25 protein-coding genes are annotated in these 25277 nt (G+C 71.6%); 6 read left to right on the forward strand and 19 right to left on the reverse strand.

What is annotated here, in order from left to right; all coding sequences use genetic code 11:
• Positions 1-5 precede the first annotated feature (5 nt).
• From nuoL to ACFXGN_RS26380, 12 genes are all read right to left on the reverse strand, one after another.
• On the reverse strand, positions 6-1901 hold the full coding sequence (gene nuoL, locus ACFXGN_RS26325; RefSeq protein WP_384863818.1) for an NADH-quinone oxidoreductase subunit L: 1896 nt from the start codon (positions 1899-1901) through the stop codon (positions 6-8).
• Between the two features lie 10 nt (positions 1902-1911).
• Positions 1912-2211, reverse strand: a complete 300-nt coding sequence (nuoK, locus tag ACFXGN_RS26330; protein WP_017239464.1) for an NADH-quinone oxidoreductase subunit NuoK — start codon at positions 2209-2211, stop codon at positions 1912-1914.
• A complete protein-coding gene (locus tag ACFXGN_RS26335) occupies positions 2208-3029 on the reverse strand; it encodes an NADH-quinone oxidoreductase subunit J (protein WP_384863822.1) in 822 nt (273 codons plus the stop codon). Before ACFXGN_RS26335 ends, nuoK begins: the two co-directional genes overlap by 4 nt.
• Positions 3026-3622: an NADH-quinone oxidoreductase subunit NuoI gene (gene nuoI, locus ACFXGN_RS26340; protein WP_384863825.1), complete on the reverse strand. Its 597-nt coding sequence runs from the start codon at positions 3620-3622 to the stop codon at positions 3026-3028. The genes ACFXGN_RS26335 and nuoI overlap by 4 nt, the downstream gene beginning before the upstream one ends.
• Complete coding sequence (gene nuoH, locus ACFXGN_RS26345; RefSeq protein WP_384863828.1) at positions 3597-4985, reverse strand: NADH-quinone oxidoreductase subunit NuoH; 1389 nt, start codon at positions 4983-4985, stop codon at positions 3597-3599. Before nuoH ends, nuoI begins: the two co-directional genes overlap by 26 nt.
• 127 nt (positions 4986-5112) lie before the next feature.
• On the reverse strand, positions 5113-7611 hold the full coding sequence (locus ACFXGN_RS26350; protein ID WP_384863830.1) for an NADH-quinone oxidoreductase subunit G: 2499 nt from the start codon (positions 7609-7611) through the stop codon (positions 5113-5115).
• Positions 7608-8960 carry an NADH-quinone oxidoreductase subunit NuoF gene (gene nuoF, locus ACFXGN_RS26355; protein WP_384863833.1) on the reverse strand — a complete coding sequence of 451 codons (1353 nt, stop codon included), beginning with the start codon at positions 8958-8960 and terminating at the stop codon, positions 7608-7610. The genes ACFXGN_RS26350 and nuoF overlap by 4 nt, the downstream gene beginning before the upstream one ends.
• A complete protein-coding gene (gene nuoE, locus ACFXGN_RS26360; RefSeq protein WP_384863835.1) occupies positions 8957-9697 on the reverse strand; it encodes an NADH-quinone oxidoreductase subunit NuoE in 741 nt (246 codons plus the stop codon). Before nuoE ends, nuoF begins: the two co-directional genes overlap by 4 nt.
• Positions 9694-11070 carry an NADH-quinone oxidoreductase subunit D gene (locus tag ACFXGN_RS26365; RefSeq protein ID WP_384863838.1) on the reverse strand — a complete coding sequence of 459 codons (1377 nt, stop codon included), beginning with the start codon at positions 11068-11070 and terminating at the stop codon, positions 9694-9696. Before ACFXGN_RS26365 ends, nuoE begins: the two co-directional genes overlap by 4 nt.
• Positions 11070-11801, reverse strand: coding sequence for an NADH-quinone oxidoreductase subunit C (locus ACFXGN_RS26370; RefSeq protein WP_384863841.1), 732 nt, complete (start codon positions 11799-11801; stop codon positions 11070-11072). The genes ACFXGN_RS26365 and ACFXGN_RS26370 overlap by 1 nt, the downstream gene beginning before the upstream one ends.
• Positions 11798-12352, reverse strand: a complete 555-nt coding sequence (locus ACFXGN_RS26375) for an NADH-quinone oxidoreductase subunit B family protein (RefSeq protein WP_024756031.1) — start codon at positions 12350-12352, stop codon at positions 11798-11800. The genes ACFXGN_RS26370 and ACFXGN_RS26375 overlap by 4 nt, the downstream gene beginning before the upstream one ends.
• A gap of 17 nt (positions 12353-12369) precedes the next feature.
• The gene (locus tag ACFXGN_RS26380; RefSeq protein ID WP_019888619.1) at positions 12370-12729 is read right to left on the reverse strand and encodes an NADH-quinone oxidoreductase subunit A; all 360 of its coding nucleotides are present in this window, start codon (positions 12727-12729) and stop codon (positions 12370-12372) included.
• A 670-nt stretch (positions 12730-13399) separates the two neighbouring features.
• Here ACFXGN_RS26380 and ACFXGN_RS26385 point away from each other — a divergent pair.
• On the forward strand, positions 13400-14287 hold the full coding sequence (locus ACFXGN_RS26385) for a C40 family peptidase (RefSeq protein WP_384863844.1): 888 nt from the start codon (positions 13400-13402) through the stop codon (positions 14285-14287).
• A 68-nt stretch (positions 14288-14355) separates the two neighbouring features.
• Here ACFXGN_RS26385 and ACFXGN_RS26390 read toward each other — a convergent pair whose 3' ends face one another.
• The 4 genes from ACFXGN_RS26390 to ACFXGN_RS26405 all read right to left on the reverse strand — a co-directional run bounded on the left by ACFXGN_RS26390 (position 14356) and on the right by ACFXGN_RS26405 (position 18554).
• Positions 14356-15570: an ABC transporter permease gene (locus ACFXGN_RS26390; RefSeq protein WP_384863917.1), complete on the reverse strand. Its 1215-nt coding sequence runs from the start codon at positions 15568-15570 to the stop codon at positions 14356-14358.
• Between the two features lie 275 nt (positions 15571-15845).
• On the reverse strand, positions 15846-16550 hold the full coding sequence (locus ACFXGN_RS26395) for an ABC transporter ATP-binding protein (RefSeq protein WP_384863847.1): 705 nt from the start codon (positions 16548-16550) through the stop codon (positions 15846-15848).
• Positions 16547-18034 (reverse strand): peptidoglycan-binding protein, encoded by a 1488-nt coding sequence (locus ACFXGN_RS26400; RefSeq protein ID WP_384863850.1) that lies wholly within the window; start codon positions 18032-18034, stop codon positions 16547-16549. Before ACFXGN_RS26400 ends, ACFXGN_RS26395 begins: the two co-directional genes overlap by 4 nt.
• Positions 18027-18554: a hypothetical protein gene (locus tag ACFXGN_RS26405; RefSeq protein WP_384863853.1), complete on the reverse strand. Its 528-nt coding sequence runs from the start codon at positions 18552-18554 to the stop codon at positions 18027-18029. Before ACFXGN_RS26405 ends, ACFXGN_RS26400 begins: the two co-directional genes overlap by 8 nt.
• Positions 18555-18770: 216 nt before the next feature.
• Here ACFXGN_RS26405 and ACFXGN_RS26410 point away from each other — a divergent pair, with 216 nt between their 5' ends.
• The 3 genes from ACFXGN_RS26410 to ACFXGN_RS26420 all read left to right on the forward strand — a co-directional run bounded on the left by ACFXGN_RS26410 (position 18771) and on the right by ACFXGN_RS26420 (position 21031).
• On the forward strand, positions 18771-19253 hold the full coding sequence (locus tag ACFXGN_RS26410) for a peptidase inhibitor family I36 protein (RefSeq protein WP_384863856.1): 483 nt from the start codon (positions 18771-18773) through the stop codon (positions 19251-19253).
• 236 nt (positions 19254-19489) lie between these two features.
• Positions 19490-20431: a hypothetical protein gene (locus ACFXGN_RS26415; protein WP_384863859.1), complete on the forward strand. Its 942-nt coding sequence runs from the start codon at positions 19490-19492 to the stop codon at positions 20429-20431.
• Between the two features lie 201 nt (positions 20432-20632).
• On the forward strand, positions 20633-21031 hold the full coding sequence (locus tag ACFXGN_RS26420; RefSeq protein WP_384863862.1) for a helix-turn-helix transcriptional regulator: 399 nt from the start codon (positions 20633-20635) through the stop codon (positions 21029-21031).
• 6 nt (positions 21032-21037) lie between these two features.
• On the opposite strand, the gene ACFXGN_RS26425 is transcribed toward ACFXGN_RS26420, so the two are convergent.
• Positions 21038-22324, reverse strand: a complete 1287-nt coding sequence (locus ACFXGN_RS26425) for a geranylgeranyl reductase family protein (RefSeq protein WP_384863866.1) — start codon at positions 22322-22324, stop codon at positions 21038-21040.
• A gap of 67 nt (positions 22325-22391) precedes the next feature.
• The gene (locus tag ACFXGN_RS26430; protein WP_384863869.1) at positions 22392-23084 is read right to left on the reverse strand and encodes a demethylmenaquinone methyltransferase; all 693 of its coding nucleotides are present in this window, start codon (positions 23082-23084) and stop codon (positions 22392-22394) included.
• A gap of 136 nt (positions 23085-23220) precedes the next feature.
• Between ACFXGN_RS26430 and ACFXGN_RS26435 the strand changes: the two genes are divergently transcribed.
• Positions 23221-23763, forward strand: a complete 543-nt coding sequence (locus ACFXGN_RS26435) for a SigE family RNA polymerase sigma factor (RefSeq protein WP_384863872.1) — start codon at positions 23221-23223, stop codon at positions 23761-23763.
• 7 nt (positions 23764-23770) lie between these two features.
• The gene (locus tag ACFXGN_RS26440; protein WP_384863875.1) at positions 23771-24562 is read left to right on the forward strand and encodes a hypothetical protein; all 792 of its coding nucleotides are present in this window, start codon (positions 23771-23773) and stop codon (positions 24560-24562) included.
• Positions 24563-24711: 149 nt separating this feature from the next.
• Here the strand turns inward: ACFXGN_RS26440 and ACFXGN_RS26445 are convergent, their stop codons facing one another.
• Entirely contained in the window at positions 24712-25272 is a 561-nt protein-coding gene (locus ACFXGN_RS26445; protein ID WP_384863878.1) for a hypothetical protein, read from the reverse strand.
• Positions 25273-25277 lie beyond the last annotated feature (5 nt).

A 25277-nucleotide genomic window follows, 5' to 3' on the forward strand; every position in this document is an offset into this window, starting at 1 on the left:
GAGCGTTACACCGCCCTCATCAGCAGGGTCGCGGCGATCAGCACCGCCGTACCTCCGAACATGGAGACCGCGTACGAACGGACGTAACCGTTCTGGAGCTTGCGCAGACGGCCGGAGAGCCCGCCGACGCCCGCCGCGGTGCCGTTGACCACGCCGTCCACGAGGGAGTGGTCAACGTAGACCAGCGAGCGGGTCAGATGGGTGCCGCCGCGGACGAAGACGGCGTGGTTGAAGTCGTCCTGGAGGAGATCGCGGCGGGCGGCCCGGGTGAGCAGCGAGCCGCGCGGGGCGACGAGGGGGACGGGCCTGCGGCCGTACTGGAGGTAGGCGAGGCCGACGCCGATCACCATGACGGCGACGGTGGCGGCGGTGACCGTCCCGGCGCTGATCGGCGGATGGCCGTGCTCGAACGCGGTGACGGGCTCCAGCCACTTCACGAACCGGTCGCCGACGCCGAAGATGCCGCCCGCGAAGACCGAGCCGAAGGCCAGCAGCACCATCGGGATCGTCATGGACTTCGGCGACTCGTGCGGGTGCGGCTCGTGGCCGTGCTCGTCGGGCTGCCAGCGCTTCTCGCCGAAGAAGGTCATCAGCATCACGCGGGTCATGTAGTACGCGGTGATGGCGGCGCCCAGCAGAGTGACCGAGCCGAGGATCCAGCCCTCGGTGCCGCCCTTGGCGAAGGCCGCCTCGATGATCTTGTCCTTGGAGAAGAAGCCGGACAGACCGGGGAAGCCGATGATCGCGAGGTAGCCCAGGCCGAAGGTGACGAAGGTGACCGGCATGTACTTCCGCAGGCCGCCGTACTTCCGCATGTCCACCTCGTCGTTCATGCCGTGCATGACCGAACCGGCGCCGAGGAAGAGCCCGGCCTTGAAGAAGCCGTGCGTCACCAGGTGCATGATCGCGAAGACGTAGCCGATCGGGCCGAGCCCGGCCGCCAGGATCATGTAGCCGATCTGCGACATGGTCGAGCCGGCCAGCGCCTTCTTGATGTCGTCCTTGGCGCAACCGACGATCGCACCGAAGAGGAGCGTGACCGCGCCGACCACGGTGACGACGAGCTGCGCGTCCGGCGCCGCGTTGAAGATGTCGGCGGAGCGGACGATCAGATAGACACCGGCGGTCACCATCGTGGCCGCGTGGATGAGGGCCGAGACCGGGGTCGGGCCCTCCATCGCGTCCCCGAGCCAGGACTGCAGCGGCACCTGGGCCGACTTGCCGCAGGCCGCGAGGAGCAGCATCAGGCCGATCGCGGTCAGCTTGCCCTCGCCGGTCTCCCCGGTCGCCTCCAGGACCGGCCCGAAGGCGAAGGTCCCGAAGGTGGTGAACATCAGCATGATGGCGATCGAGAGGCCGATGTCACCGACCCGGTTGACCAGGAAGGCCTTCTTCGCGGCGGTGGCCGCGCTGGGCTTGTGCTGCCAGAAGCCGATCAGGAGGTACGAGGCGAGGCCGACGCCCTCCCAGCCGAAGTACAGGAGCAGGTAGTTGTCGGCGAGGACGAGCAGCAGCATCGCCGCGACGAACAGGTTGAGATAGCCGAAGAAGCGGCGGCGGCGCTCGTCGTGCTCCATGTAGCCGATGGAGTAGACGTGGATGAGCGTGCCGACCCCGCTGATCAGCAGGACGAAGGTCATCGAGAGCTGGTCGAGCTGGAAGGCGATGTCCGCCTGGAAGCCCTCGACGGGGATCCAGGAGAAGAGCCGCTGGTGCAGGGCCCGGTCCTCGGCGCCCTTGCCGAGCATGTCGACGAAGAGGACCAGACCGATGCCGAAGGAGACGGCCGCGAGCAGCGTGCCGATCCAGTGCCCGATCCGGTCGAGACGTCGTCCGCCGCAGAGCAGGACGGCCGCACCGAGCAGGGGCGCGCCGACGAGCAGCGCGATGAGATTTTCCACGGTCAGCCCCTCACAGCTTCATCAGGCTGGCGTCGTCGACCGAGGCCGAGTGGCGGGCACGGAAGACGGACACGATGATCGCGAGCCCGACGACGACCTCCGCGGCGGCGACGACCATCGTGAAGAAGGCGATGATCTGGCCGTCGAGGTTTCCGTGCATACGGGAGAAGGTGACGAACGCGAGGTTGCAGGCGTTGAGCATCAGCTCGACGCACATGAAGACCACGATCGCGTTGCGCCGGATCAGGACCCCGGCCGCACCGATGGTGAACAGCAGGGCGGCGAGATACAGGTAGTTGACGGGATTCACCGGCTGGCCTCCTCTTCGTCCCGGCCGAGCCGCTCCTCGGAGCGCTGCTCCAGGGCCTTGAGGTCGGCCAGCGCCTCGGTGGAGACGTCCCGGACCTGACCCCGCTTGCGCAGGGTCTGCATGACGGTCAGCTCGGCCGGGGTGCCGTCGGGCAGCAGACCGGCGATGTCCACGGCGTTGTGCCGGGCGTAGACGCCGGGGGCGGGCAGCGGCGGCAGGTGCTTGCCCTCGCGGACGCGCTGCTCGGACAGCTCGCGCTGGGTACGGGCCCGCTCGATGCGCTCCCGGTGGGTCAGCACCATCGCGCCGACGGAGGCGGTGATGAGGAGCGCGCCGGTGATCTCGAAGGCGAAGACGTACTTGGTGAAGATGAGGGCGGCGAGGCCCTCCACGTTCCCCCCGCGGGCGCTGTTGGCGGCGCCGAGGCCGGTGAACTCGGTCAGTGACGCGTTCCCGATGCCCGCGATCAGCAGGACGCCGAAGCCGAGTCCGCAGAGGACGGCCAGCCAGCGCTGGCCCTTGATGGTCTCCGTCAGCGAGTCCGCGGCGGTGACGCCGACCAGCATGACGACGAAGAGGAAGAGCATCATGATCGCGCCGGTGTAGACGACGATCTGGACGACACCGAGGAAGTACGCCCCGTTGGCCAGGTAGAAGACCGCCAGGATGATCATGGTCCCGGCGAGGCAGAGCGCCGAGTGGACGGCCCGCCGCATCAGGATCGTGCAGAGCGCGCCGATGACGGCGACGGTGCCGAGGACCCAGAACTGGACGGCCTCACCGGTCGACGTCGCGTACGCCGCGAGCTGGGCGCTCATGCGTCCACCTCTTCCTGGTCGCCCTGCTCCCCCTTGGACACGGCGGTCTGGCGGACGGTGCCGGGCGCGGCCTCCTCGACCAGACCCCGGTAGTAGTCCTGCTCCGTCATCCCGGGGAAGATCGCGTGCGGGGTGTCCACCATGGTCTCCTCCAGTCCCGCGAGGAGCTGCTCCTTGGTGTAGATCAGGTTCGCGCGGGAGGAGTCGGCCAGCTCGAACTCGTTGGTCATCGTGAGCGCCCGGGTGGGGCACGCCTCGATGCACAACCCGCAGAGGATGCAGCGGGCGTAGTTGATCTGGTAGACCCGGCCGTACCGCTCGCCGGGCGAGTACCGCTCCTCCTCCGTGTTGTCCGCGCCCTCCACGTAGATGGCGTCGGCGGGACAGGCCCAGGCACACAGCTCGCAGCCGACGCACTTCTCCAGGCCGTCGGGGTGACGGTTGAGCTGGTGCCGGCCGTGGAAGCGGGGCGCCGTCGTCTTCTGCTGCTCCGGGTACTGCTCGGTCAGCCTCTTCTTGAACATGGCCTTGAAGGTCACGCCGAACCCGGCCACCGGATTCTGGAAGTCAGACACCGTCCGTCTCCTTTCCATCACTCGCAGTAGCAGTATCGGGTGCGCCACTGACAACGAGGTCCCGGTCGTGCCGGGGCCTGCGCCGAGGGACGGCCGGCAGGGACTGTCCGGGCTTGGGCGGTACGGGGAAGCCGCCGGCCATCGGGTCGAAGGCGGGCTCGTCGGCGGGTCCCTCGGCTGCCTTGGCCCTGCGGTCGCGGAACACGTCGACGACGAAGGAGAGCAGCAGCAGTCCGAGGACGGCTCCGGCGACGTACAGGACGATGTTGCCGAAGGCGATGTTCTCGTTGCGCAGGGCCCGGACGGTGGCGACCAGCATCAGCCAGACCACGGAGACCGGGATGAGCACCTTCCAGCCGAGCTTCATCAGCTGGTCGTAGCGGACCCGGGGCAGGGTGCCGCGCAGCCAGATGAAGAAGAAGAGCAGCAGCTGCACCTTGAGGACGAACCAGAGCATCGGCCACCAGCCGTGGTTCGCGCCCTCCCAGAAGGTGGAGACCGGGTACGGGGCCCGCCAGCCGCCCAGGAAGAGGGTCACCGACACAGCCGAGACCGTCACCATGTTCACGTACTCGGCGAGCATGAACATCGCGAACTTGATGGAGGAGTACTCGGTGTTGAAGCCGCCGACGAGGTCGCCCTCGGACTCCGGCATGTCGAAGGGGGCGCGGTTGGTCTCGCCCACCATGGTGACGATGTAGATGATGAAGGAGACCGGCAGCAGGATCACGAACCAGCGGTCCGCCTGCGCCTCGACGATCGCCGAGGTCGACATCGACCCGGAGTAGAGGAAGACGGAGGCGAAGGCGGCGCCCATGGCGATCTCGTAGGAGATCATCTGCGCGCACGAGCGGAGACCGCCGAGCAGCGGGTACGTGGAGCCGGAGGACCAGCCCGCGAGGACGATGCCGTAGATGCCGACGGAGGCGACCGCGAGGACGTACAGCATCGCGATCGGCAGGTCGGTGAGCTGCATCGCGGTGCGGTGGCCGAAGATCGAGACCTCGTTGCCCGCCGGTCCGAAGGGGATCACGGCGATGGCCATGAACGCGGGGATCGCGGCGATGACCGGGGCGAGGACGTAGACGACCTTGTCGGCGTTCTTGACGATCACGTCCTCCTTGAGCATCAGCTTGATGCCGTCCGCGAGGGACTGGAGGAGGCCCCAGGGGCCGTGCCGGTTGGGGCCGACGCGCAACTGCATCCAGGCGACGACCTTGCGCTCCCACACGATGGAGAAGAGCACGGTCACCATCAGGAAGGCGAAGCAGAAGACGGCCTTGATCAGGACGAGCCACCAGGGGTCCGTGCCGAACATCGACAGGTCCTCGGCGGCGAGGACGCCGAGCGGGGCGTCCGCGAGTGGAGCGAGGGCGGTCATGCGCGCGCCTCCGGAGCAACTGCGGTCCGGGCTGCGCCCGACCGGACGAGGGGGATGCGGGGGCGCGGCCCGGCGGGGCCGCGGCCTGCGGCGGCCGGGGCTCCGTCCGGCCGGACGGGGGTCGTGGTCATGAGCCCGCCTCCGTGTCCTGGCCGGTCTCGGGACCGGCCGGGCCGATGCGGACCAGGTCGCCGGGGCGGGCGCCGGTGTCGGAGAGGACTCCCCGGCCGGCCGAGTTCAGCGGCAGCCAGACGACCCGGTCGGGCATCTCGGTGACCTGGAGCGGGAAAGCGACGGAGCCCGCGGGGCCGGTCACTTCGAGGGTGTCGCCGTCCTTGACGCCGGTGTCGGCGGCGGTGGCGGCGGAGAGCCGGGCGACGGCCGCGTGCCGGGTTCCGGCGAGGGCGGTGTCGCCCTCCTGGAGGCGCCCGAGGTCGAGCAGCAGACGGTGTCCGGCGAGGACGGCCTCGCCGTCCCCGGCCCGGGGCGCGGACCGGCCGGGCTCGGCGGGCTCGGAGGCCCGTTCCCCGGTCCAGCGGCCGAGCCGGTCGAGCTCCCGGCGCACCGACTTGAGGTCGGGCAGGCCCAGGTGGGCGTCGAGGGCGTCGGCGAGCATGTGGAGCACGCGGGCGTCGGTGGGGGCCGACGGGCGGGTCATCTGCTCGGGCTTGAGCGCGGCCTCGAACATCCGGGCCCTGCCCTCCCAGTTGAGGAAGGTGCCGGACTTCTCGGCGACGGCGGCGACCGGGAGGACGACGTCGGCCCGCCGGGTGACCTCGCTGGGCCGCAGCTCCAGGGAGACCACGAAGGCCGCGTCGAGGGCGGTCCGCGCGCGGGCCGGGTCCGGCAGGTCGGCGACCTCGACGGCGCCGACGAGCAGGGCGGTGAGCGCGCCGCCCGCGGCGGCCTCGACGATCTGTCCGGTGTCGCGGCCGTAGCCGTGCGGGAGTTCGCGGACGCCCCAGACGGCGGCGACCTCCTCACGCGCGCGGGGATCGGTCGCGGGGCGTCCGCCGGGCAGCAGCGCGGGGAGCGCCCCGGTCTCGACGGCGCCGCGTTCGCCGGAGCGGCGCGGGATCCACACGAGCCGGGCGCCGGTGGCGGCGGCGGTGCGCAGGGCGGCGGTCAGCGCGCCGGGGACTCCGGCGAGCCGCTCGCCGACGGCGATGACGGCGCCTTCCTGGCGGAGGGCTTCGGCGGCGGCGGGTCCTTCGCCTTCGAGACCGGCCCGGGAGGTGAGGGCGTCGAGCCAGGCGGTCTCGGTGCCGGGGGCGGCGGGCAGCAGGGTGCCGCCCGCCTTCTCCAGGCCCCGGGTGGCGAAGGCGGCGACCGCGTAGGTCCGCTGGCCGTGCTTGCGCCAGGCCTTGCGGAGCCGGAGGAAGACGCCGGGGGCCTCCTCCTCGGACTCCAGGCCGACGAGGAGGACGGCCGGGGCGGCTTCGAGGGAGGTGTACGTGACACCCGAGCCGTCCAGGTCCCGGCCCCGGCCCGCGATGCCGGAGGCCAGGAAGTCGGCCTCCTCGCCGGAGTGGACGCGGGCCCGGAAGTCGATGTCGTGGGTGCCGAGGGCGACCCGGGCGAACTTGGCGTACGCGTAGGAGTCCTCGACGGTCAGCCTGCCGCCGGTGAGGACGCCGGTGCGGCCCCGGGCGAGGCCCCGGGCGGCGGCTTCCAGGGCTTCGGGCCAGGAGGCGGGCTCCAGTTCACCGGTCTCGGCGCTGCGGACGAGGGGGGTGGTGAGCCGGTCGCGCTGCTGTGCGTACCGGAAGCCGAAGCGGCCCTTGTCGCAGAGCCATTCCTCGTTGACCTCGGGGTCCTCGGCGGCGAGCCGCCGCATGACCTTGCCGCGCCGGTGGTCGGTGCGGGTGGAGCAGCCGCCCGCGCACTGTTCGCACACGGAGGGCGTGGAGACCAGGTCGAAGGGGCGGGAGCGGAAGCGGTAGGCGGCGGAGGTGAGGGCGCCGACCGGGCAGATCTGGATGGTGTTGCCGGAGAAGTAGGACTCGAAGGGGTCGCCCTCGCCGGTGCCGACCTGCTGGAGCGCGCCGCGCTCGATCAGTTCGATCATGGGGTCGCCCGCGACTTGGTTGGAGAAGCGGGTGCAGCGGGCGCAGAGCACGCAGCGCTCGCGGTCGAGGAGGACCTGGGTGGAGATGGCGACGGGCTTCTCGTAGGTCCGCTTGACGCCGTCGAAGCGGGACTCGGACTGTCCGTGGGACATCGCCTGGTTCTGCAGGGGGCATTCGCCGCCCTTGTCGCAGACGGGGCAGTCCAGCGGGTGGTTGACGAGCAGCAGCTCCATCACGCCGTGCTGGGCCTTCTCGGCGACGGGGCTGGTGAGCTGTGACTTCACCACCATGCCGTCGGTGCAGGTGATGGTGCAGGAGGCCATGGGCTTGCGCTGGCCCTCGACCTCGACGATGCACTGGCGGCAGGCGCCCGCGGGGTCGAGGAGGGGGTGGTCGCAGAAGCGGGGGATCTCGATGCCGAGCTGTTCGGCGGCGCGGATGACCAGGGTCCCCTTGGGGACGGAGGTCTCGATGCCGTCGATGGTCAGCGTGACCAGGTCTTCCGGCGGTACGGCCGGGGAGCCGCCTCCCGCCGGGGAGGACGCGGTGACGGTCATGCGGTCACCTCCTTGTGGTTGTCCGCCCAGGCGGTCGACTTGGCCGGGTCGAAGGGGCAGCCCTTGCCCGTGATGTGCTGCTCGTACTCCTCGCGGAAGTACTTCAGGGAGGAGAAGATCGGTGAGGCGGCGCCGTCGCCGAGGGCGCAGAACGACTTGCCGTTGATGTTGTCGGCGATGTCGTTGAGCTTGTCGAGGTCGGACAGCTGGCCCTTGCCCGCCTCGATGTCGCGCAGGAGCTGGACGAGCCAGTAGGTGCCTTCGCGGCAGGGGGTGCACTTGCCGCAGGACTCGTGGGCGTAGAACTCGGTCCAGCGGGTGACGGCGCGGACGACGCAGGTGGTCTCGTCGAAGCACTGGAGCGCCTTGGTGCCGAGCATCGATCCGGCGGCGCCGACGCCCTCGTAGTCGAGGGGGACGTCGAGGTGTTCGTCGGTGAACATGGGGGTGGAGGAGCCGCCGGGGGTCCAGAACTTGAGCCGGTGGCCGGGGCGCATCCCGCCGCTCATGTCGAGGAGCTGGCGCAGGGTGATGCCGAGGGGGGCCTCGTACTGGCCGGGCGAGGTGACGTGCCCGGAGAGCGAGTACAGCGTGAAGCCGGGGGACTTCTCGGTGCCCATCGAGGTGAACCATTCCTTGCCCCGGTGGAGGATCGCGGGAACGGACGCGATGGATTCGACGTTGTTCACCACGGTGGGGCAGGCGTACAGACCGGCGACGGCCGGGAAGGGGGGCCGCAGCCGGGGCTGGCCCCGGCGTCCTTCGAGGGAGTCGAGGAGGGCGGTCTCCTCGCCGCAGATGTAGGCGCCCGCGCCCGCGTGCACGGTGAGTTCGAGGTCGAGGCCGCTGCCGAGGATGTTCCGGCCGAGGTATCCGGCGGCGTAGGCCTCGCGGACGGCTTCGTGGAGGCGGCGCAGGACGGGGACGACCTCGCCGCGCAGGTAGATGAACGCGTGCTGGGAGCGGATCGCGTAGCAGGCGATGACCATTCCCTCGATGAGGGAGTGCGGGTTGGCGAAGAGGAGGGGGATGTCCTTGCAGGTGCCGGGCTCGGACTCGTCGGCGTTGACGACGAGGTAGTGCGGCTTGCCGTCGCCCTGCGGGATGAACTGCCACTTCATGCCGGTGGGGAAGCCCGCGCCGCCCCGGCCGCGGAGGCCGGACTCCTTGACGTACGCGATGAGGTCGTCGGGGCTCATCGCGAGGGCGCGCTTGAGTCCCTGGTAGCCCTCGTGCCGTTCGTAGGTGTCCAGGGTCCAGGAGTTGGGCTGGTCCCAGAAGGCCGAGAGGACCGGGGAGAGGAGCTTCTCGGGGCTGCTGTTGTTGATCTCGGCGGCCAAGGTCATCACTCCCCCTCCTGTCCGGAGGTCTCCGCTCGCGGGTGGACGATTCGGTGGGCCGTCCGGTCGCCCTTGGCGAGCCGGAGGCCGACGAGCGAGGCGGGGCCCGCGCCGCCGGTGGCCTCGACGGCGCCGGGGCGCTCGTCGGGGAAGCCCGCGAGGATGCGGGCGGTCTCCTTGAAGGTGCAGAGCGGGGCGCCCCGGGTGGGTTCGACGGTGCGGCCTGCCCGCAGGTCGTCGACCATCCGCTTGGCGGACTCGGGGGTCTGGTTGTCGAAGAACTCCCAGTTGACCATCACCACGGGGGCGAAGTCGCAGGCCGCGTTGCACTCGATGTGTTCGAGGGTGACCTTGCCGTCTTCGGTGGTGCCCTCGTTGCCGACGCCGAGGTGTTCCTTGAGCTCCTCGAAGATGGCGTCGCCGCCCATGACGGCGCAGAGGGTGTTGGTACAGACGCCGACCTGGTAGTCGCCGGAGGGGCGGCGGCGGTACATCGTGTAGAAGGTGGCGACGGCGGTGACCTCGGCGGTGGTGAGGCCGAGGGTCTCGGCGCAGAACGCCATGCCGGTACGGGTGACGTGGCCCTCCTCGGACTGCACCAGGTGCAGCATCGGCAGGAGCGCCGAGCGGGAGTCCGGGTAGCGGTCGACGATCGACTGCGCGTCCTCCGTCAGTCGGGCGCGCACTTCGGCCGGGTAGGCGGGTGCGGGGAGCTGGGGCATTCCCAGGCTGATCTGGTCGGTCATCGGTCGACGCCTCCCATCACGGGGTCGATGGAGGCGACGGCGACGATGACGTCGGCGATCTGGCCGCCCTCACACATCGCGGCCATGGCCTGGAGGTTGGTGAACGAGGGGTCGCGGAAGTGGACCCGGAAGGGGCGGGTGCCGCCGTCGGAGACGACGTGCACGCCGAGTTCGCCCTTGGGGGACTCGACGGCCGCGTAGGTCTGGCCGGGGGGGACCCGGAAGCCCTCGGTGACCAGCTTGAAGTGGTGGATCAGGGCTTCCATGGAGGTGCCCATGATCTTCTTGATGTGGTCGAGGGAGTTGCCGAGGCCGTCGGGGCCGAGGGCGAGCTGCGCGGGCCAGGCGATCTTCTTGTCGCCGACCATGACCGGGCCGGGTTCCAGGCGGTCGAGGCACTGCTCGACGATCCGGAGGGACTGGCGCATCTCGTCCAGGCGGACGAGGAAGCGTCCGTAGGAGTCGCAGGTGTCGGTGGTCGGGACCTCGAAGTCGTAGTCCTCGTAGCCGCAGTACGGGTCGGTCTTGCGCAGGTCGTGCGGGAGGCCCGCGGAGCGCAGGATCGGTCCGGTGGCGCCGAGGGCCATGCAGCCGGTGAGGTCGAGGTAGCCGACGTCCTGCATACGGGCCTTGAAGATGGGGTTGCCGGTGGCGAGCTTGTCGTACTCCGGCAGGTTCTTCTTCATGGTCTTCACGAACTCGCGGACGGCGTCGACGGCGCCGGACGGGAGGTCCTGGGCGAGTCCGCCGGGGCGGATGAACGCGTGGTTCATGCGCAGGCCGGTGATCAGCTCGTAGAGGTCCAGGATCATCTCGCGGTCCCGGAAGCCGTAGATCATGATCGTGGTGGCGCCCAGTTCCATGCCTCCGGTGGCGATGCACACCAGGTGGGAGGAGAGCCGGTTGAGCTCCATGAGGAGGACGCGGATGACGCTGGCGCGGTCCGGGATCTGGTCGGTGATGCCGAGCAGCTTCTCCACGCCGAGGCAGTACGCCGTCTCGTTGTAGAACGAGGTGAGGTAGTCCATGCGCGTGACGAAGGTGGTGCCCTGTGTCCAGGTCCGGTATTCGAGGTTCTTCTCGATGCCGGTGTGGAGGTAGCCGATGCCGCAGCGGGCCTCGGTGACGGTCTCGCCGTCGATCTCCAGGATGAGCCGGAGCACGCCGTGGGTGGAGGGGTGCTGGGGGCCCATGTTGACGATGATGCGTTCGTCGTCGGCCTTGGCCGCGGACTGGACGACCTCTTCCCAGTCGCCGCCGGTCACCGTGTAGACGGCGCCTTCTGTGGTCTCTCGGGCATTCGAGAAGGGCGTCCCGGAGGGACTCTGTGAGGGGTGGTGGTCGGGAGACGGGTGGGCGTGGGACGTGGACATCAGCTGTACGACCTCCGCTGGTCCGGAGCCGGGATCTGGGCGCCCTTGTACTCGACGGCGATGCCGCCGAGGGGGTAGTCCTTGCGCTGCGGGTGGCCCTGCCAGTCGTCCGGCATCATGATCCGGGTGAGGGCGGGGTGGCCGTCGAAGACGATGCCGAAGAAGTCGTACGTCTCGCGCTCGTGCCAGTCGTTCGTCGGGTAGACGGCGACCAGGGACGGGATGTGCGGGTCGGTGTCGGGGGCCGAGACCTCCAGGCGGAGCAGCCGTCCGTGGGTGAGCGAGCGCAGGTGGTAGACGGCGTGCAGCTCGCGGCCCTTGTCGTCCGGGTAGTGGACGCCGGAGACGCCGGTGCACAGTTCGAAGCGGAGCGCCGGGTCGTCGCGGAGGGTGCGGGCGACGCGGACGAGGTGCTCGCGCTCGATGTGGAAGGTCAGTTCGCCCCGGTCGACGACGGTCTTGCCGATGGCGTTGCCGGAGAGGAGTCCCTGTTCCTCCAGGGCGCCCTCCAGTTCGTCGGCGACCTCGTCGAACCAGCCGCCGTAGGGGCGGACGGCCGGGCCGGGGAGCCGTACGGAGCGGACGAGACCGCCGTATCCGGTGGTGTCGCCGCCGTTGTTCGCGCCGAACATGCCACGCTGTACGCGGACCTCTTCGCCGTGGTCGCCGCGCTGGCCCGGCAGGTTCCCCGCGTTGATGTCCCTCTCGGGGTTCGGTGTCTCGTCGCTCACCGGAGCAGGCCCTTCAGCTCGATGGTGGGCAGCGCCTTGAGCGCCGCTTCCTCCGCCTCGCGGGCCGCTTCTTCGGCGTTGACGCCGAGCTTGGAGGTCTGGATCTTCTGGTGGAGCTTGAGGATCGCGTCGAGGAGCATCTCCGGGCGCGGCGGACAGCCGGGCAGGTAGATGTCGACGGGCACGATGTGGTCGACGCCCTGGACGATCGCGTAGTTGTTGAACATGCCGCCCGAGGAGGCGCAGACGCCCATGGAGATGACCCACTTGGGGTTGGGCATCTGGTCGTAGACCTGCCGCAGGACGGGCGCCATCTTCTGGCTGACCCGGCCCGCCACGATCATCAGGTCGGCCTGGCGCGGCGAGCCGCGGAAGACCTCCATGCCGAAGCGGGCCAGGTCGTACCGGCCGGCTCCGGTGGTCATCATCTCGATGGCGCAGCAGGCGAGGCCGAAGGTCGCGGGGAACACGGACGCCTTGCGCACCCAGCCCGCGGCCTGTTCGACCGTCGTCAGCAGAAAGCCGCTCGGGAGTTTCTCTTCCAGTCCCATAGGTGCCCCTCAGCCCCTCAGTCCCATTCCAGGCCGCCGCGACGCCAGACATAGGCGTAGGCGACGAAGACGGTGAGCACGAAGAGCAGCATCTCCACGAGCCCGAACAGCCCCAGGGCGTCGAAGGTGACGGCCCAGGGGTAGAGGAAGACGATCTCGATGTCGAAGACGATGAAGAGCATCGCCGTCAGGTAGTACTTGATCGGGAAGCGACCGCCTCCGGCGGGAGTGGGCGTCGGCTCGATGCCGCACTCGTACGCTTCAAGTTTTGCCCTGTTGTACCGCTTTGGCCCGATAAGCGTGGCCATGACCACGGAGAAGATCGCAAACCCCGCACCCAGGGCACCGAGCACGAGGACGGGCGCGTACGCATTCACGCTCCTCGCTCCTTCCAGTCGTCCTTGACCGTTGGACCGCACGGCCGGACCGTGAAAGATCGCCCCCATGTGAGGCAGTTCACAAGCCCGGCTGCCCCGCATCTTATGCCCGCCCCTCTGTGATCTGCGACACGGGGTGCGCCAACGACTTTGTGATCTCCACCACCTGACGAAGGATCATGAAGTCGGATGAGCGGTGATCTTGTTGCGCGAAGCGCCCAGGTGATCACCAGATGTGACATCCGGACCCGTCGTCGCTGCTCGGAGGGGGTGTCGCACTATCAAGTGTTGGCCATTACAAGCAAATTGGTGATGGACCGATCATGGTGGTAAAGGACCCGCTCTTCGCCCGGTCGGGGGGTCGGGCGTACCGGGGTGGACGTGTGCGCGCGTTCACGAGCGTTCATGAGACGGTCGCGTGACCTGCGTCACACGTCGAGGGCCCCGAAGAAACGGGTCTTGGCCAACGGCTTGAAGAGGTGCTAAGTGTCGGGCAATTCGGACGTTTCAATGAAAACCCATGATCAAGGCCCAGATGGACCGTGACCGATTTGCCCGTTACGGCGTCAATAAGAGCGCCACGGAAGCGGATTCAGAGGTTCCGAACGTAACTGTGGCGCAACCCACGTTTCTTGAAGGGAACCCCGCGGCCCTGATAGCGGTTGTTCCCATGTCCCACACCGCTCACATACCCAGCCACCGGAAGCCCCGCCGCAGCGCCTCGAAGCTCGCCCTGCGCGCCGGAGTCGCCGGTGGCGTCCTCGGCACCATCGCGGTGGCCGGTGCTGCCGGGCCGGCGAATGCCGAGCCGGTGACCGAGACCATCGAAATGCCCACCCTGGGCTCCCTGGAGACCGGCGCGGGCCTCGCCAGCGCCGTCGCCGCCTCCGCCGAGGCCTCCCAGCAGGAGGCCCTCGACCAGAGCCTCGCCACCCAGGAGGACGCGGCCCTGCAGAAGGCCGCCAAGGAAGCCAAGACCGCCAGGGCCGAGGCCGACCGCAAGGCCGCCGCCGAGCGCGCCGAGAAGGCCCGCCTCAAGGCCGAGCAGGAGCGTCAGGAGCGCCTGGAGGCCGAGGCCCGCGCCTCCCGCACCTCCACCCGCACCCAGCTCACCAGCACCACCAGTCCCTCGAACGAGGGCGGTTCCCGCTCCGACGGCGGCGGCTCCTCGTCCTCCGGCGACAGCACCACCCAGGCGCCCACGGGCTCCGCCGCCGCGATCGTGGCCTTCGCCCGCGCGCAGGTCGGCGACTCGTACGTGATGGGCGGCACCGGACCCAACTCCTGGGACTGCTCCGGTCTCGTGCAGGCCGCCTACCGCCAGGCCAACATCGACCTGCCCCGCATCTCGGGCGACCAGTCGAGCATGGGCACCTCCGTCTCCCTGAGCAACCTCCAGCCGGGCGACATCCTGTACTGGGGCAGCCGCAGCGGCTCGTACCACGTCGCCATCTACGTCGGCGGCGGCAAGTACGTCGGCGCGCAGAACCCCTCGACCGGGGTCGTCGAGCGCTCCCTGGACTGGGACACCCCCTCGGGCGCCGTCCGCATCCTCTGATCCGCCCCTCCCCGTACGCCGAAGGGCCGTCACTCCTCGCGGGAGCGACGGCCCTTCGGCGCGCCCGCTCAGCGGCGCAGGGCCTCCGCCGGTTCGATCCGGGAGGCGCGCCAGGCGGGGTAGAGCCCGGCGACCACCCCGGTGACGAGGCCGACGGCCGGGGCGGCGACCACCGTCCCGGTGTGCATGACCGGCGTCCAGTCCCGCACCAGCGCCACCACGATCACCGTGGACACCCCCAGGGCCGTGCCGACGAGTCCGCCCACCGCGCCCAGAGCGCCCGATTCCGTGAGGAACTGGACGGTGATGTGCCGTCCCCGGGCGCCGAGCGCGCGCCGCAGGCCGATCTCCCCGGTCCTTTCGAGGACGGCGACCAGCGTGGTGTTGGCGATGCCGACCGCTCCGATCACCAGGCAGATCGCCGCGAGCAGCAGGAAGAGCTGGTCGAGGTCCCCGGTCACCCCCGCGCGCAGGCTCTTCGGGTCCGGCGGGGGGACCGCCCGCAGGTACTCCGGGTGGTCCGGGCGCAGCGCGACCGGCGCCTCCCGGGCGATCTGGGCGGCGGCGCCCGTCGCGGTGGTGATCAGCATCTTCGCGTCGCCCTGCTGCGGCGGCCCCCAGAGCTTCTCTGCGGTCGTCCTCGGCACGGTGACCGACATCAGGACGTCGGCCCTGCGCCGTACGTCGTCGATGATCCCGGCGACGGTGAAGGGCTCGTCGCCGATGAACACCGCCGGGCGGGTCTCCAGGGTGGTGATGCCGAGCCGGGCGGCGACGGACTTGCCGAGGACCGCGACCGGCTGCCCGGAGCGGGAGGCGAACTCGTCGTACAGGCGCCCCTGGGCGAGGGTCGGCGAAGCCGCCCGCAGCGCGCCGGGGGACGCGGCGACGACCTCGATCCGCTCGCTGCCCCCGCCGTCGCCGACCGGGGCGGAGCGGACGGCCGTGCCGGGGGCGAGCCGGACGGACCAGTAGACCCCGGCGGCCTCGACCCCGCCGAGCCGTTCGATCCGGGCGTCCGCGTCGGCGGGGAAGGCGGGGTCGGCGAACTCGTTCTGGTCGCGGGCGACGTCCTCGACGGTCACCTCGGTGGCGGTCAGCAGGTTGAACCGCGCGTCGATCTGTGAGGACGTGGTCGCGGTCAGACCGAGGATGGCCACGAACGTGCCGACCCCGAGGACGGTGCCGAGCGCGGTGAGGACCGAGCGGCCGGGCCGCTGGAGCATTCCGGCGAGGGCCTCGGAGAGCACGTCGCGGGCGGCCAGCCGGGAGGGCTCGACGATCCGCGTCCGCTTCGGGAGACGGGGGCGCTGCCGCTCGGGACGCGGGTCCGGGGCCGGGGCTGGGATCGGGTCCGGCTGCGGCTGCGGCTGCGGCTGTTGGTGAGCCTGTGACTCCTGGTCCGGCTGTGACTCCCGGTCCGGCTGCTTGTGCTGGTGCGCCTGTGACTCCGAGTCCGGCAGCGGGTCCGGCTGCTGGGGCGGATCGGGGTCCGGCCGTTGGGCCGGGGCCGGGGGGTGGGCACGCCGGGTGGGGTCTTCGTCGTGTTGTGGCCGGGTCACCCGTGTCCCTCCCCCGTCGGCTCGCTCAGCACCCCGTCGCGGATGGTCACCGTGCGCTGGCCGCGCTCGGCGACCTCCGCGTCATGGGTGATCACGACGATCGTCATGCCGGAGGCGTGGAGTTCGCCGAGGAGGTCCAGGACCGATCCGGCGTTGTCCGAGTCCAGGTTGCCGGTCGGTTCGTCGCACAGCAGCAGCGACGGACGGCCCGCGAGGGCGCGGGCGATGGCGACCCGCTGGCGTTCGCCGCCGGAGAGGCGGCCGGGCAGCGCGTCGGCCCGGTGGGCGAGCCCCACCCGTTCGAGGGCGGTACGGGCCCGGGTGCGGCGCTCGGCCCGGGGCACCGCCGAGTAGACCATCGAGAGCATGACGTTCTCCGTGGCGCTGCGGTGCGGCAGCAGGTGGAAGGACTGGAAGACGAAGCCGATCCGGCGTCCGCGCAGGGCCGTGCGCTCTCCGTCGCGCAGGGCCGCCGTGTCGATGCCGTCCAGGAGGTACGTACCGCGGGTGGGCGCGTCGAGCAGTCCCGCGACGTTCAGGAAGGTCGACTTGCCCGAGCCGGAGGGCCCGACGACGGTGATGAACTCGCCCGTGCGGACGGTGAGTTCACAGGGCCTCAGGGCGGCGACGGGCGGCGGGCCCGGGTAGGTCAGGCCGACCCCCCGGAAGGCGATGACCGGGACGTCCTCCCGGCCGCTCACGGCGACCCCCCGGGGCTACCCGCCGCCGCGCCCGGGTTCACCCCGGTGACCACCTCGTCGCCCTCCTTCAGCGCCCCGGCGGTGAGCGGGACGACCTCGACGAAGCCGTCTCCGGTGGTGCCGGTGCGGACCTCGATCCGTTCCTGCCGGCCGGTGCCGTCCACGGTGGTGACGACCGTCCTGCCGTCGACGCCCGCCGAGACGGCGGTGACCGGCACGACCAGGGCCTTGCCGTCGGTGGAGGCGGCCTCGATGGTGAGGCGCACCTCCTGGCCCGCGAGGCCCGAGGGGAGTTCGCGGGTGGGTTCGACGGTGAAGAGGTAGCCGACGGCCCCGTCGTCCTGGGGCGCGTCCCCTCCCCCGCCGGTGCCGCCGCCGTTTCCGCCGGAGCCCTGCGGGGCGTCCTGCTGGTCCTGCCGCCGGGTCGGGGCGTCCGCGACGGAGACGACCCGGCCCTCGGTCTCCCGGCCGGTGGTCTCGGCGAGGACGCGGACCTTCTGCCCGGCGCGGACCATGCCCTTCTGGTGGTCCTGGAGATAGCCCTGGGCCATCAGTTTCCCTGAGGACAGGGTCATCGCCGTGCCGGAGACCTGCGCTCCGGTCCTGGCGGCCACGGTGGCGACCCGGGCGGGGAAGGCCCGTACGAAGACGACCTCGGACGCCGGGACCATGGGTCCGGCGGCGGCGCGGGCCTTCCCGAGGGCCTCGCGGGCGGTGCCGAGGTCCTCGACGGCCCGGTCGCGGGCCTTCCTCAGCTGCTTCACTTGGGCCTCGTCCTCGTTGGCGGCCAAGGCGTCACGGGCGTCGGCGACGGCCCGTTCGGCTCCGGTGACGGCCGCCTCCGCGCCGGTGACGGCGGCTCCGTCGTCGTCGACGGCGGGCCGGGGGTCGTAGCCGATGGAGGCGTAGAACGCCTCGACCGCGTTCTTGGTGCCGGGGCCGAAGGTGCCCCGGGCGTCGCCGCCCCGGCCGTGGCCGAGGGCGGCGAGCGCGCGCTGCAGCTGTCCGACGTCGTCGCCGGTGGCGCCGGGCTTGAGGTCCCGGTAGACGGGCAGGACGCCGGGCAGCACGAAGACGGGACGCCCGGAGACCTCCAGGAGCACCTTCCCCGAGCGCACCGCGTCCCCGCTCCGGACCGGGACCTTGGTGATCACGGCGGCGGTGGCGCCCTCGCCGCCCGCCCCGACGGGGGCGACCTGGACGGTCTGGCCCGCGACGACGGTGCCGCGCAGGACGACGGTCTCGGCGAGCACCCGGTTCTCGACCCGGGCGATCAGCACGTCCTGCGGCGGCGGTTCGGCCTCGGCCGCCACCTGGGCGGGCGACCGTATCAGCGAGGTCGCCGCGACTCCGGCGCCGGTGAGGGCGACCGCCCCGGCGACGAGGGCGGCGACCCAGAAGCGGCGCCGGGACATCCGGGCCCCGGCGTCGCCGCCGGGGGTCCCGGACGTCTCCGGCGTGCCGGGCGGGGTGCCGTCAGCCACCGACGACCGTCCCGCCGTCGCCCGATCCCGCACCGGGCGCGCAGGCCTTGAGGGCGGCGATCACCTTCGGGTCGCTCTTCACCTTGTCGGCGAAGGCGCCGGTCAGCGGTATCTCGCCGGTCGCCGGGTCGGGGTCCGGGTAGTCGGTGACGCCCTTCTCGCGCATACAGGCGGCGGTCTTCCCCGCGGCCTCCAGCCGTGAGGCGGCGGGCTTCGGACGGCCGGGCTGCTTCGCCGCGCACGCCTTCTCGGCGGAGGCGAGGGCCTCGGCGGTGTTGGCGTCCTTGTCGACGCGCTTCTCGCCGCCCTCGCTCCGCTGGAGCCGGATGCCCTGGGCGCCGAGGCAGTCGTAGTACGCGGCCCAGTCGGCGGTGCCCCCGGAGGCACCGGCGGAAGGGGTCCCGGGGGCGGCGGAGGCACCGGTGCTCGGCGCGGACGGGGTCGCGCTGTCCCCTCCGCTCGAACACCCCCCGAGCCCGAGGGCGAGGATCAGCACGGGAACGGCCATGAGGCGTCTCATCAGAAACGGTCCTTCCGACGGGGATGCCCCGTCACGGGATGTCATGGGGTGTCATGGGAACGCGCGGGAGGGGGCCGACGCGGCGCTGCGCCACGTGCAAGGCCCCTGCGCGGTGAGGGCCGGGCACCCGACGGATGCCTCGACACCGCCGAGGATATCCCGGCGCCCTCGCACCGGTAACTGTCTCAACGGACAGTAGCCCGAGGGGAGTTGCTGGTGTTCGTATGGACCCGGCCCGCTCCGGGCCGCTTCGATCGCACCAGCAACTACGGGAAAGGCATCGACATGCAGCGCACTGCACTCCGTCGCGTGGCCGCCACGGCCGTCGCGCTCGCCGCCCTCGGCGCGGGCGCGCTCGCCACCGCGGGCTCGGCCTCGGCCACCACCAAGAACGGCTCCCTGGAGACCGGCGAGTTCGGCCTGTTCTACAACTCCGGCCAGGGCGGCGCCGTCTTCGACCTCTACATCGCGGACGACAACTTCGACGACGACTGGTTCCCGGGTCCGGGCAACGGCGCCGGCCAGAAGGTGAACGACAACACCGCGTCGTACTGGAACGCCGACTCCCTGACCTGGTGGGTCTACACCGACGCCTACGCGGGCGGCGTCGAGGGAAGCCTGCCGCCCGGTTACCTCGGCGACGCGTCCTCGAACTTCAAGAACAAGATCTCGTCCGCGTACCACTACAAGGCCCGTTGATCCTGACGGTCCGCACCACCGCGAGACCGGTCGGCCCTGAGATTCCTGAAGGTCCTGAGGTTCCTGAAGGTCCTGAGATTCCTGAAGGTGCTGAGGGTCCGCGCCACCGCTGAACCGCCGGAACGGCCTCCGGGCCCGGCGCACGCACCGCCCAGGCAGCCGTTGCTCCGCCCGAAAGAGGCGGGCAGAGCAACGGCTGCCCCCATGGTAGACACGCACCCGCCCCTGGAGCACCCATGCGCCCCTTCGCCGCCCGCGCGACCGTCCTCCTGCTGAGCGCCGCGCTCCTCGCCGCCTGCTCGTCCGGGTCCGGTGACGACGGCGGCGGTTCCGCGCGGGAGCCCGCGATCGGCACGGTCCCCCGGCTGCTCTCGACGACCGGGCTCTCGTTCCCGCTCGACGGCTACGCGACCACCGACGAGCAGCGGCGCAAGCTGGAGCAGGCCCAGTCCCGGGTGACGAGCGACTGCATGAGCCGCTTCGGGTTCACGTACGAACTGCCCGTGACGCCCTCCCCGGCAGGCGGCGCCGGGAACTCCCGCCGTTACGGGCTCACCGACGCGGCGCAGGCGGCCCGCTACGGCTACGTCCCCAACCGGGGCGCCCTGCCGCCCGCCAAACCGGCCGCCCGGACGCTCGGCGCGACCGGCAGGCTCGCCCTGAACGGCCCCGAGTTCAAGGGCGCCCAGCCGATGAGCCTGGAGGAGTCCCGGGCCAAGGACAGCGGGAAGAGCGTCGCCGGGCGGAAGGTCCCCGTCGGCGGCTGCCTGCGCGAGGGCTACCTCACGGTGTACGCGCCGAAGAAGGGCGCCCTGGACAGCATGTTCGTCACCAATCTGGTGATGGACGCCAACTCCCGCTCCCGCGAGGACTCCCGGGTCGTCGCCGCGGTGAAGGCGTGGTCCGCCTGCATGGCGGAGAAGGGCTACGAGGTCGACGAGCCCGTCAGCCCGCAGAGCGACCTGGGCCTCGACCCCAACGGCTACGGGAGCCCGCGGGCCGTGGCCGCCGCGCGGCAGGATGTCGCCTGCAAGGAACGGGCCAACCTCGTCGGCGTCTGGTACACCGTCGAGAGCGCCTACCAGAAGCGGGGCGTCGAGCAGAACGCGGAGGCGCTGAACCAGGCGAAGAGCGAGCTGGACGAGCGTCTGAAGCTCGCCGCCACGCTCGCCGGCTGATCGGCGGGGCACGGTCCGGGGCGCCGCCCCCGCTCCCGGACCACCCGGCGGCAGGGGCTCTTTCCGGCCACCGGGGTGTCTCAGGGACGTCCCGGCTCCCGCTGAGGGGCAATGTTCCGTGACGCGATCCGGTTACCGTTCCCATGAGGAACCATGCCGGTCGGTTCCCGTCCAGCGAACGCCGTCTCTGGGGGGAGACACATGCTTCGTCGATGCCCGTACTGCGGTCCCGAGACCGTGGGGGCCGACTCCCGGTCCGCCCGGATCAATCCCGTCACCGCCGCCCTGCGCCACCTCGACTCCCTGACGGAACGGGAGATCGAGGTGCTGTCCGCGATGCCCGGCGGCGAGTCCAACACGGACCTCGCCGAGCACCTCGGCATCACCGAGCGCACCGTCAAGTTCCACGTCACCAACATGCGGGAGAAGCTGGGCGGGCTCTCGCGCGCCCAGCTCCATCTGCTGGCCCTCTTCACCGAGATGGTCTGGCCGTGCCGTCTCTGTCTGCACGACCTCCACGAGGAGCGGACGGCGGAGCCGCGCGCCCTCGCGGCGCGCGGCGGCCCGGTGACTCCCCGGCTCGCCGCCCGCTGCGCCTGACGGCGCTCACGCCTTCGGCGCCACCTTCGACAGGCCGTTGATGACGCGGTCCATCGCGTCACCGCCCGTCGGATCGGTCAGGTTCGCCAGCATCTTCAGGGTGAACTTCATCAGCAGGGGGTGCGTCAGACCGCGCTGGGCTGCGATCTTCATGACCTTCGGGTTGCCGATGAGCTTCACGAAGGCGCGGCCCAGCGTGTAGTACCCGCCGTAGGTGTCCTTGAGGATCTGCGGGTAGTTCCGCAGGGCCAGCTCGCGCTGGGCGGGGGTGGTGCGGGCGTGCGCCTGCACGATGACGTCGGCCGCGATCTGGCCGGACTCCATGGCGTACGCGATGCCCTCGCCGTTGAAGGGGTTGACCAGACCGCCCGCGTCACCGACGAGGAGGAGGCCCCGGGTGTAGTGCGGCTGGCGGTTGAAGGCCATCGGGAGGGCGGCGCCCCGGATCGGGGTCGTCATGTTCTCCGGGGTGAAGCCCCAGTCCTCCGGCATGGAGGCGCACCACGCCTTGAGGACCTCGCGCCAGTCCAGCTCGCGGAAGGCGTTGGAGGAGTTGAGGATGCCGAGGCCGACGTTGGAGGTGCCGTCGCCCATGCCGAAGACCCAGCCGTAGCCGGGCAGGAGGCGGTCCTGCGGGCCGCGCCGGTCCCACAGCTCCAGCCAGGACTCCAGGTAGTCGTCCTCGTGCCGGGGGGTGGTGAAGTACGTGCGGACGGCGACGCCCATCGGGCGGTCCTCGCGCCGGTGCAGGCCCATGGCGACGGAGAGCCGGGTGGAGTTGCCGTCGGCGGCGACGACGAGCGGCGCGTGGAAGGTGACCTCGCGCTTCTCCTCGCCGAGCTTGGCGTGGACGCCGGTGATCCGGCCGGTGCGGTCGTCGATGACCGGGGCGCCCACGTTGCACCGCTCGTACAGCCGGGCGCCCGCCTTCTGCGCCTGCTGGGCGAGCTGCTCGTCGAAGTCGTCGCGCTTGCGGACGAGCCCGTAGTCCGGGTACGAGGCCAGTTCCGGCCAGTCCAGCTCCAGGCGCATCCCGCCGCCGATGATCCGCAGGCCCTTGTTCCGCAGCCAGCCGGCCTCTTCGGAGATGTCGATGCCCATGGCCACGAGCTGCTTGGTGGCGCGGGGGGTGAGGCCGTCGCCGCAGACCTTCTCGCGGGGGAACGCGGTCTTCTCCAGGAGGAGGACGTCGAGTCCGGCCTTGGCCAGGTAGTACGCCGTGGTGGAACCGGCCGGGCCCGCCCCGACGACGATCACATCGGCGCTGTGCTCGGAGAGGGGCTGCTCGGTCACGGCGGTTCTCCCGGAAGGTCGAGGAAGGGCTGGTGGAAGTCTATTGCGGGGGTCCGGCGGGCCGGGCTCAGTCCTTGAAACCCCGGTGCAGGGCGACGATGCCGCCCGACAGGTTCCGGTGGGCGACCTTCGACCAGCCCGCCTCGGTGAGCAGGCCCGCGAGCGCGGACTGGTCCGGCCAGGACTGGATGGACTCGGCGAGGTACACGTACGCGTCGGGGTTGGAGGAGACGGCACGGGCCACCGTCGGCAGCGCGCGCATCAGGTACTCCTCGTAGACGGTCCGGAAGGGCGCCCAGGTGGGGTGTGAGAACTCGCAGATGACGACCCGGCCGCCGGGCTTCGTCACCCGGTGCAGCTCGCGCAGCGCGGCGCCGGTGTCCTGGATGTTCCGCAGCCCGAAGGAGATGGTGACGGCGTCGAACACGTCGTCGCGGAACGGGAGCTTCGCCCCGTCGCCCGCGGTGAACGGCATCCACGGGTGGTTCCGCTTGCCGACCCGCAGCATCCCGAGGGAGAAGTCGCAGGGGACGACGTACGCGCCCGCCCGCACGAAGGGCTGCGAGGAGGTCGCCGTCCCTGCCGCCAGGTCGAGGACCTTCTGCGCGGGCCGCGCGTCGACCGCCTTGGCGACCTCTCTGCGCCAGCGGCGGTCCTGCCCGAGGGAGAGCACGTCGTTGGTGAGGTCGTAGTTCGCCGCCACGGCGTCGAACATCGAGGCGACTTCGTGCGGCTGCTTTTCCAGGGATGCTCGGCTCACCGGGCCATTGTGGCAGCCGCCCCCCGGGCGGGCGGGGACCGGCCCCGGTGCCCGGAGAATTTTCCGCCGGAGCGCTTCAGCCTTTTCGGCGCGGGCGCGCTCAGGGAAGGGTGACAGTGCTGACGAAGGGAGCGAGATGCCGTCACCGCTTGGCACGGAGGCCGGGTTCGAGGAGTTCGCCCGTTCCGCGCAGACGCGGCTGTACCGCACCGCGTACCTCCTGTGCGGGGACGCGGAGACCGCCCGCGACCTGACCCAGACCACCCTCGCCAAGCTCTTCCAGCACTGGCGGCGGGCGGCTGCCGCGGAGCATCCGCACGCGTACGCCAAGACCGTGCTCACCCGCACGTTCCTGGCGGAGCGGCGGCGGCGGCTGCGCGATCTGCTCGCCTTCACCAAGACCGGCGGGCTCGGCCCGGCGCGGGCCGCCGAGCAGCCCGACCTCCGGGTCACGCTGCTCGCCGCGCTCGCCGAGCTTCCGCCCAGGGCCCGCGCCATGGTCGTCCTGAGGTACTGGGAGGACCTGAGTGTGGAGACCGTCGCCTCGCTCCTGCGCTGCAGCGAGGCGACGGTCAGGAGCCAGTGTTCGCGCTCGCTGGCCCGGCTCCGCGAGCACCTCGGCGAGCCCCATCTGTACGCCGCCGATCCCCACCTCCACCACCACGCCATCGGAAGCTGAGGCCCTAGTGGACGACGTCACGATGCTCCGCCGTGCCATGGACCGCACGGCCGACGAGCTTCCTCCCCTGCCCGATCTGGCGCCGGTCGCGGTGCGGCTGGGCCACAGGCGCCGGGCGCGGGCCCGGTTCGCCGTCGCGGGCGGGGTCTTCGGCACGGCGACCGCCGCCGTGCTGGGGGTGTCCCTGTTCCCCGGGGGGAGCGCGGGAGTGGCGGTGCCCGCCGCGCCGCCCGCCGCGTTCCCCTCGGCGTACCACCCGCCCGTGGAGGTCCGGCCGACGCCGGGACAGCCCGCGCCGGAGGAGGTCCCGGCGGCGGAGGCCGAGCGGCGGGACGAGTTCCAGCAGCAGGTGTCGGCGCTGCTGGACGAGCTGCTCCCGGTGTCGGTGACGGAGGTCAGGCCGGTGGCGGGGGCGGTGTCGGACTACCGGATCACGGCGGGCGGCACGGTCTTCCCGGTGAAGCTGTCCGTACGGCCCGCGCCGGGCGAGTCGCTCCCGGTGTGCGCGGACGTCCCCGCGAAGCGGACGACCTGTGAGACGGCCGTGCTGGGGGGCGGCCGGACCGCGCACGTGTACGGGACGGCCGTGAACCGGGCGGAGACGCTGGGGGCGATGGTCGTCACCCGGTACGGGCAGAGCCAGGCCCTGCTGTCGGTGGACCCGGCGGCCACGGCGTCGGCGCCGGTGACCCCCGGGCAGTTGCTGGCCGTGGTGCGCGATCCGCGCTTCACGGAACTCCTGGAGTACGCGGACGAGCATCCGGTGCAGCGGAAGGGCGCACCGGTCCTGGGCGGCTGAGCCGCCGGGGGGCGGCTCGGCCGGGGGGAGGGGGCTCGGCCGGGCCCGGGGGGGGCTCGGCCGAGCGGGGGTCCGAGGGGGCCGAGGGGCCCGGGGAAGGGGGGTACGACCCAGAGGGGCACGACCAAGAGGGGCGCGGCCCGAGGGGGTCAGCGTCGTCGGTGGACCAGGCGGCCGTCGAGGGCGGTGGCCAGGCAGGTGCCGTCCTCGGCGAGGACCGCGAAGTCGGCGGGGGCGCCGGGGAGGAGGAGGCGGGGGGCCGGGCCGGGGGCGGTGACGCGCAGGCCCGAGCGGGCCACGGCCGTACGGACCTGGGGGTGGGTGAAGGGTCCCGCGAGGCGGGTCGTCCCGGTGGCGAGGAGCCGCTGGACGCCGCGCCGGGCGCTGGCGCCCCAGCGGGTGTCGGTCATGCCGAGGGCGGTGAGGGCGGCGCCGGTGAGGGGGTCGGTGCCGAGGTCCTCCGCCTCGCGGGGGTCGGGCCAGTAGGCGGACTCCAGGAGGGCGACCGCGTCGGGTTCGTGGCGCCCGGGGGTGAGGACCCCGTCCCACTCGCGGACCCGGGCCCGCTCCCCGTACCCGGCGAGGAGTTCCTCGTACGGGCCGATCGCGGCGAGCAGGGCGCCCTCGACGACGACGGCGTGCCCGGCGTACTCGGTGCCGGGCACGTCCTCTGCGGGGCGCACGCCCCGGACGCGGTGGATCGTCAGCACGTCGG

Source organism: Streptomyces sp. NPDC059247 (genome assembly GCF_042754005.1).
Classification (GTDB): domain Bacteria; phylum Actinomycetota; class Actinomycetes; order Streptomycetales; family Streptomycetaceae; genus Streptomyces.

Bases quoted from the DNA above. Each gene is read 5' to 3' on its own strand.
- ACFXGN_RS26335 (WP_384863822.1), bottom strand. From the start codon at position 3,029: ATGAGCGCCCAGCTCGCGGCGTACGCGACGTCGACCGGTGAGGCCGTC.
- ACFXGN_RS26405 (WP_384863853.1), bottom strand. From the start codon at position 18,554: ATGAGACGCCTCATGGCCGTTCCCGTGCTGATCCTCGCCCTCGGGCTC.
- nuoH (WP_384863828.1), bottom strand. From the start codon at position 4,985: ATGACCGCCCTCGCTCCACTCGCGGACGCCCCGCTCGGCGTCCTCGCC.
- ACFXGN_RS26385 (WP_384863844.1), top strand. From the start codon at position 13,400: ATGTCCCACACCGCTCACATACCCAGCCACCGGAAGCCCCGCCGCAGC.
- ACFXGN_RS26415 (WP_384863859.1), top strand. From the start codon at position 19,490: ATGCGCCCCTTCGCCGCCCGCGCGACCGTCCTCCTGCTGAGCGCCGCG.
- ACFXGN_RS26365 (WP_384863838.1), bottom strand. From the start codon at position 11,070: ATGTCCACGTCCCACGCCCACCCGTCTCCCGACCACCACCCCTCACAG.
- ACFXGN_RS26435 (WP_384863872.1), top strand. From the start codon at position 23,221: ATGCCGTCACCGCTTGGCACGGAGGCCGGGTTCGAGGAGTTCGCCCGT.
- ACFXGN_RS26375 (WP_024756031.1), bottom strand. From the start codon at position 12,352: ATGGGACTGGAAGAGAAACTCCCGAGCGGCTTTCTGCTGACGACGGTC.
- nuoE (WP_384863835.1), bottom strand. From the start codon at position 9,697: ATGACCGACCAGATCAGCCTGGGAATGCCCCAGCTCCCCGCACCCGCC.
- ACFXGN_RS26420 (WP_384863862.1), top strand. From the start codon at position 20,633: ATGCTTCGTCGATGCCCGTACTGCGGTCCCGAGACCGTGGGGGCCGAC.
- nuoI (WP_384863825.1), bottom strand. From the start codon at position 3,622: ATGGAAAGGAGACGGACGGTGTCTGACTTCCAGAATCCGGTGGCCGGG.
- ACFXGN_RS26350 (WP_384863830.1), bottom strand. From the start codon at position 7,611: ATGACCGTCACCGCGTCCTCCCCGGCGGGAGGCGGCTCCCCGGCCGTA.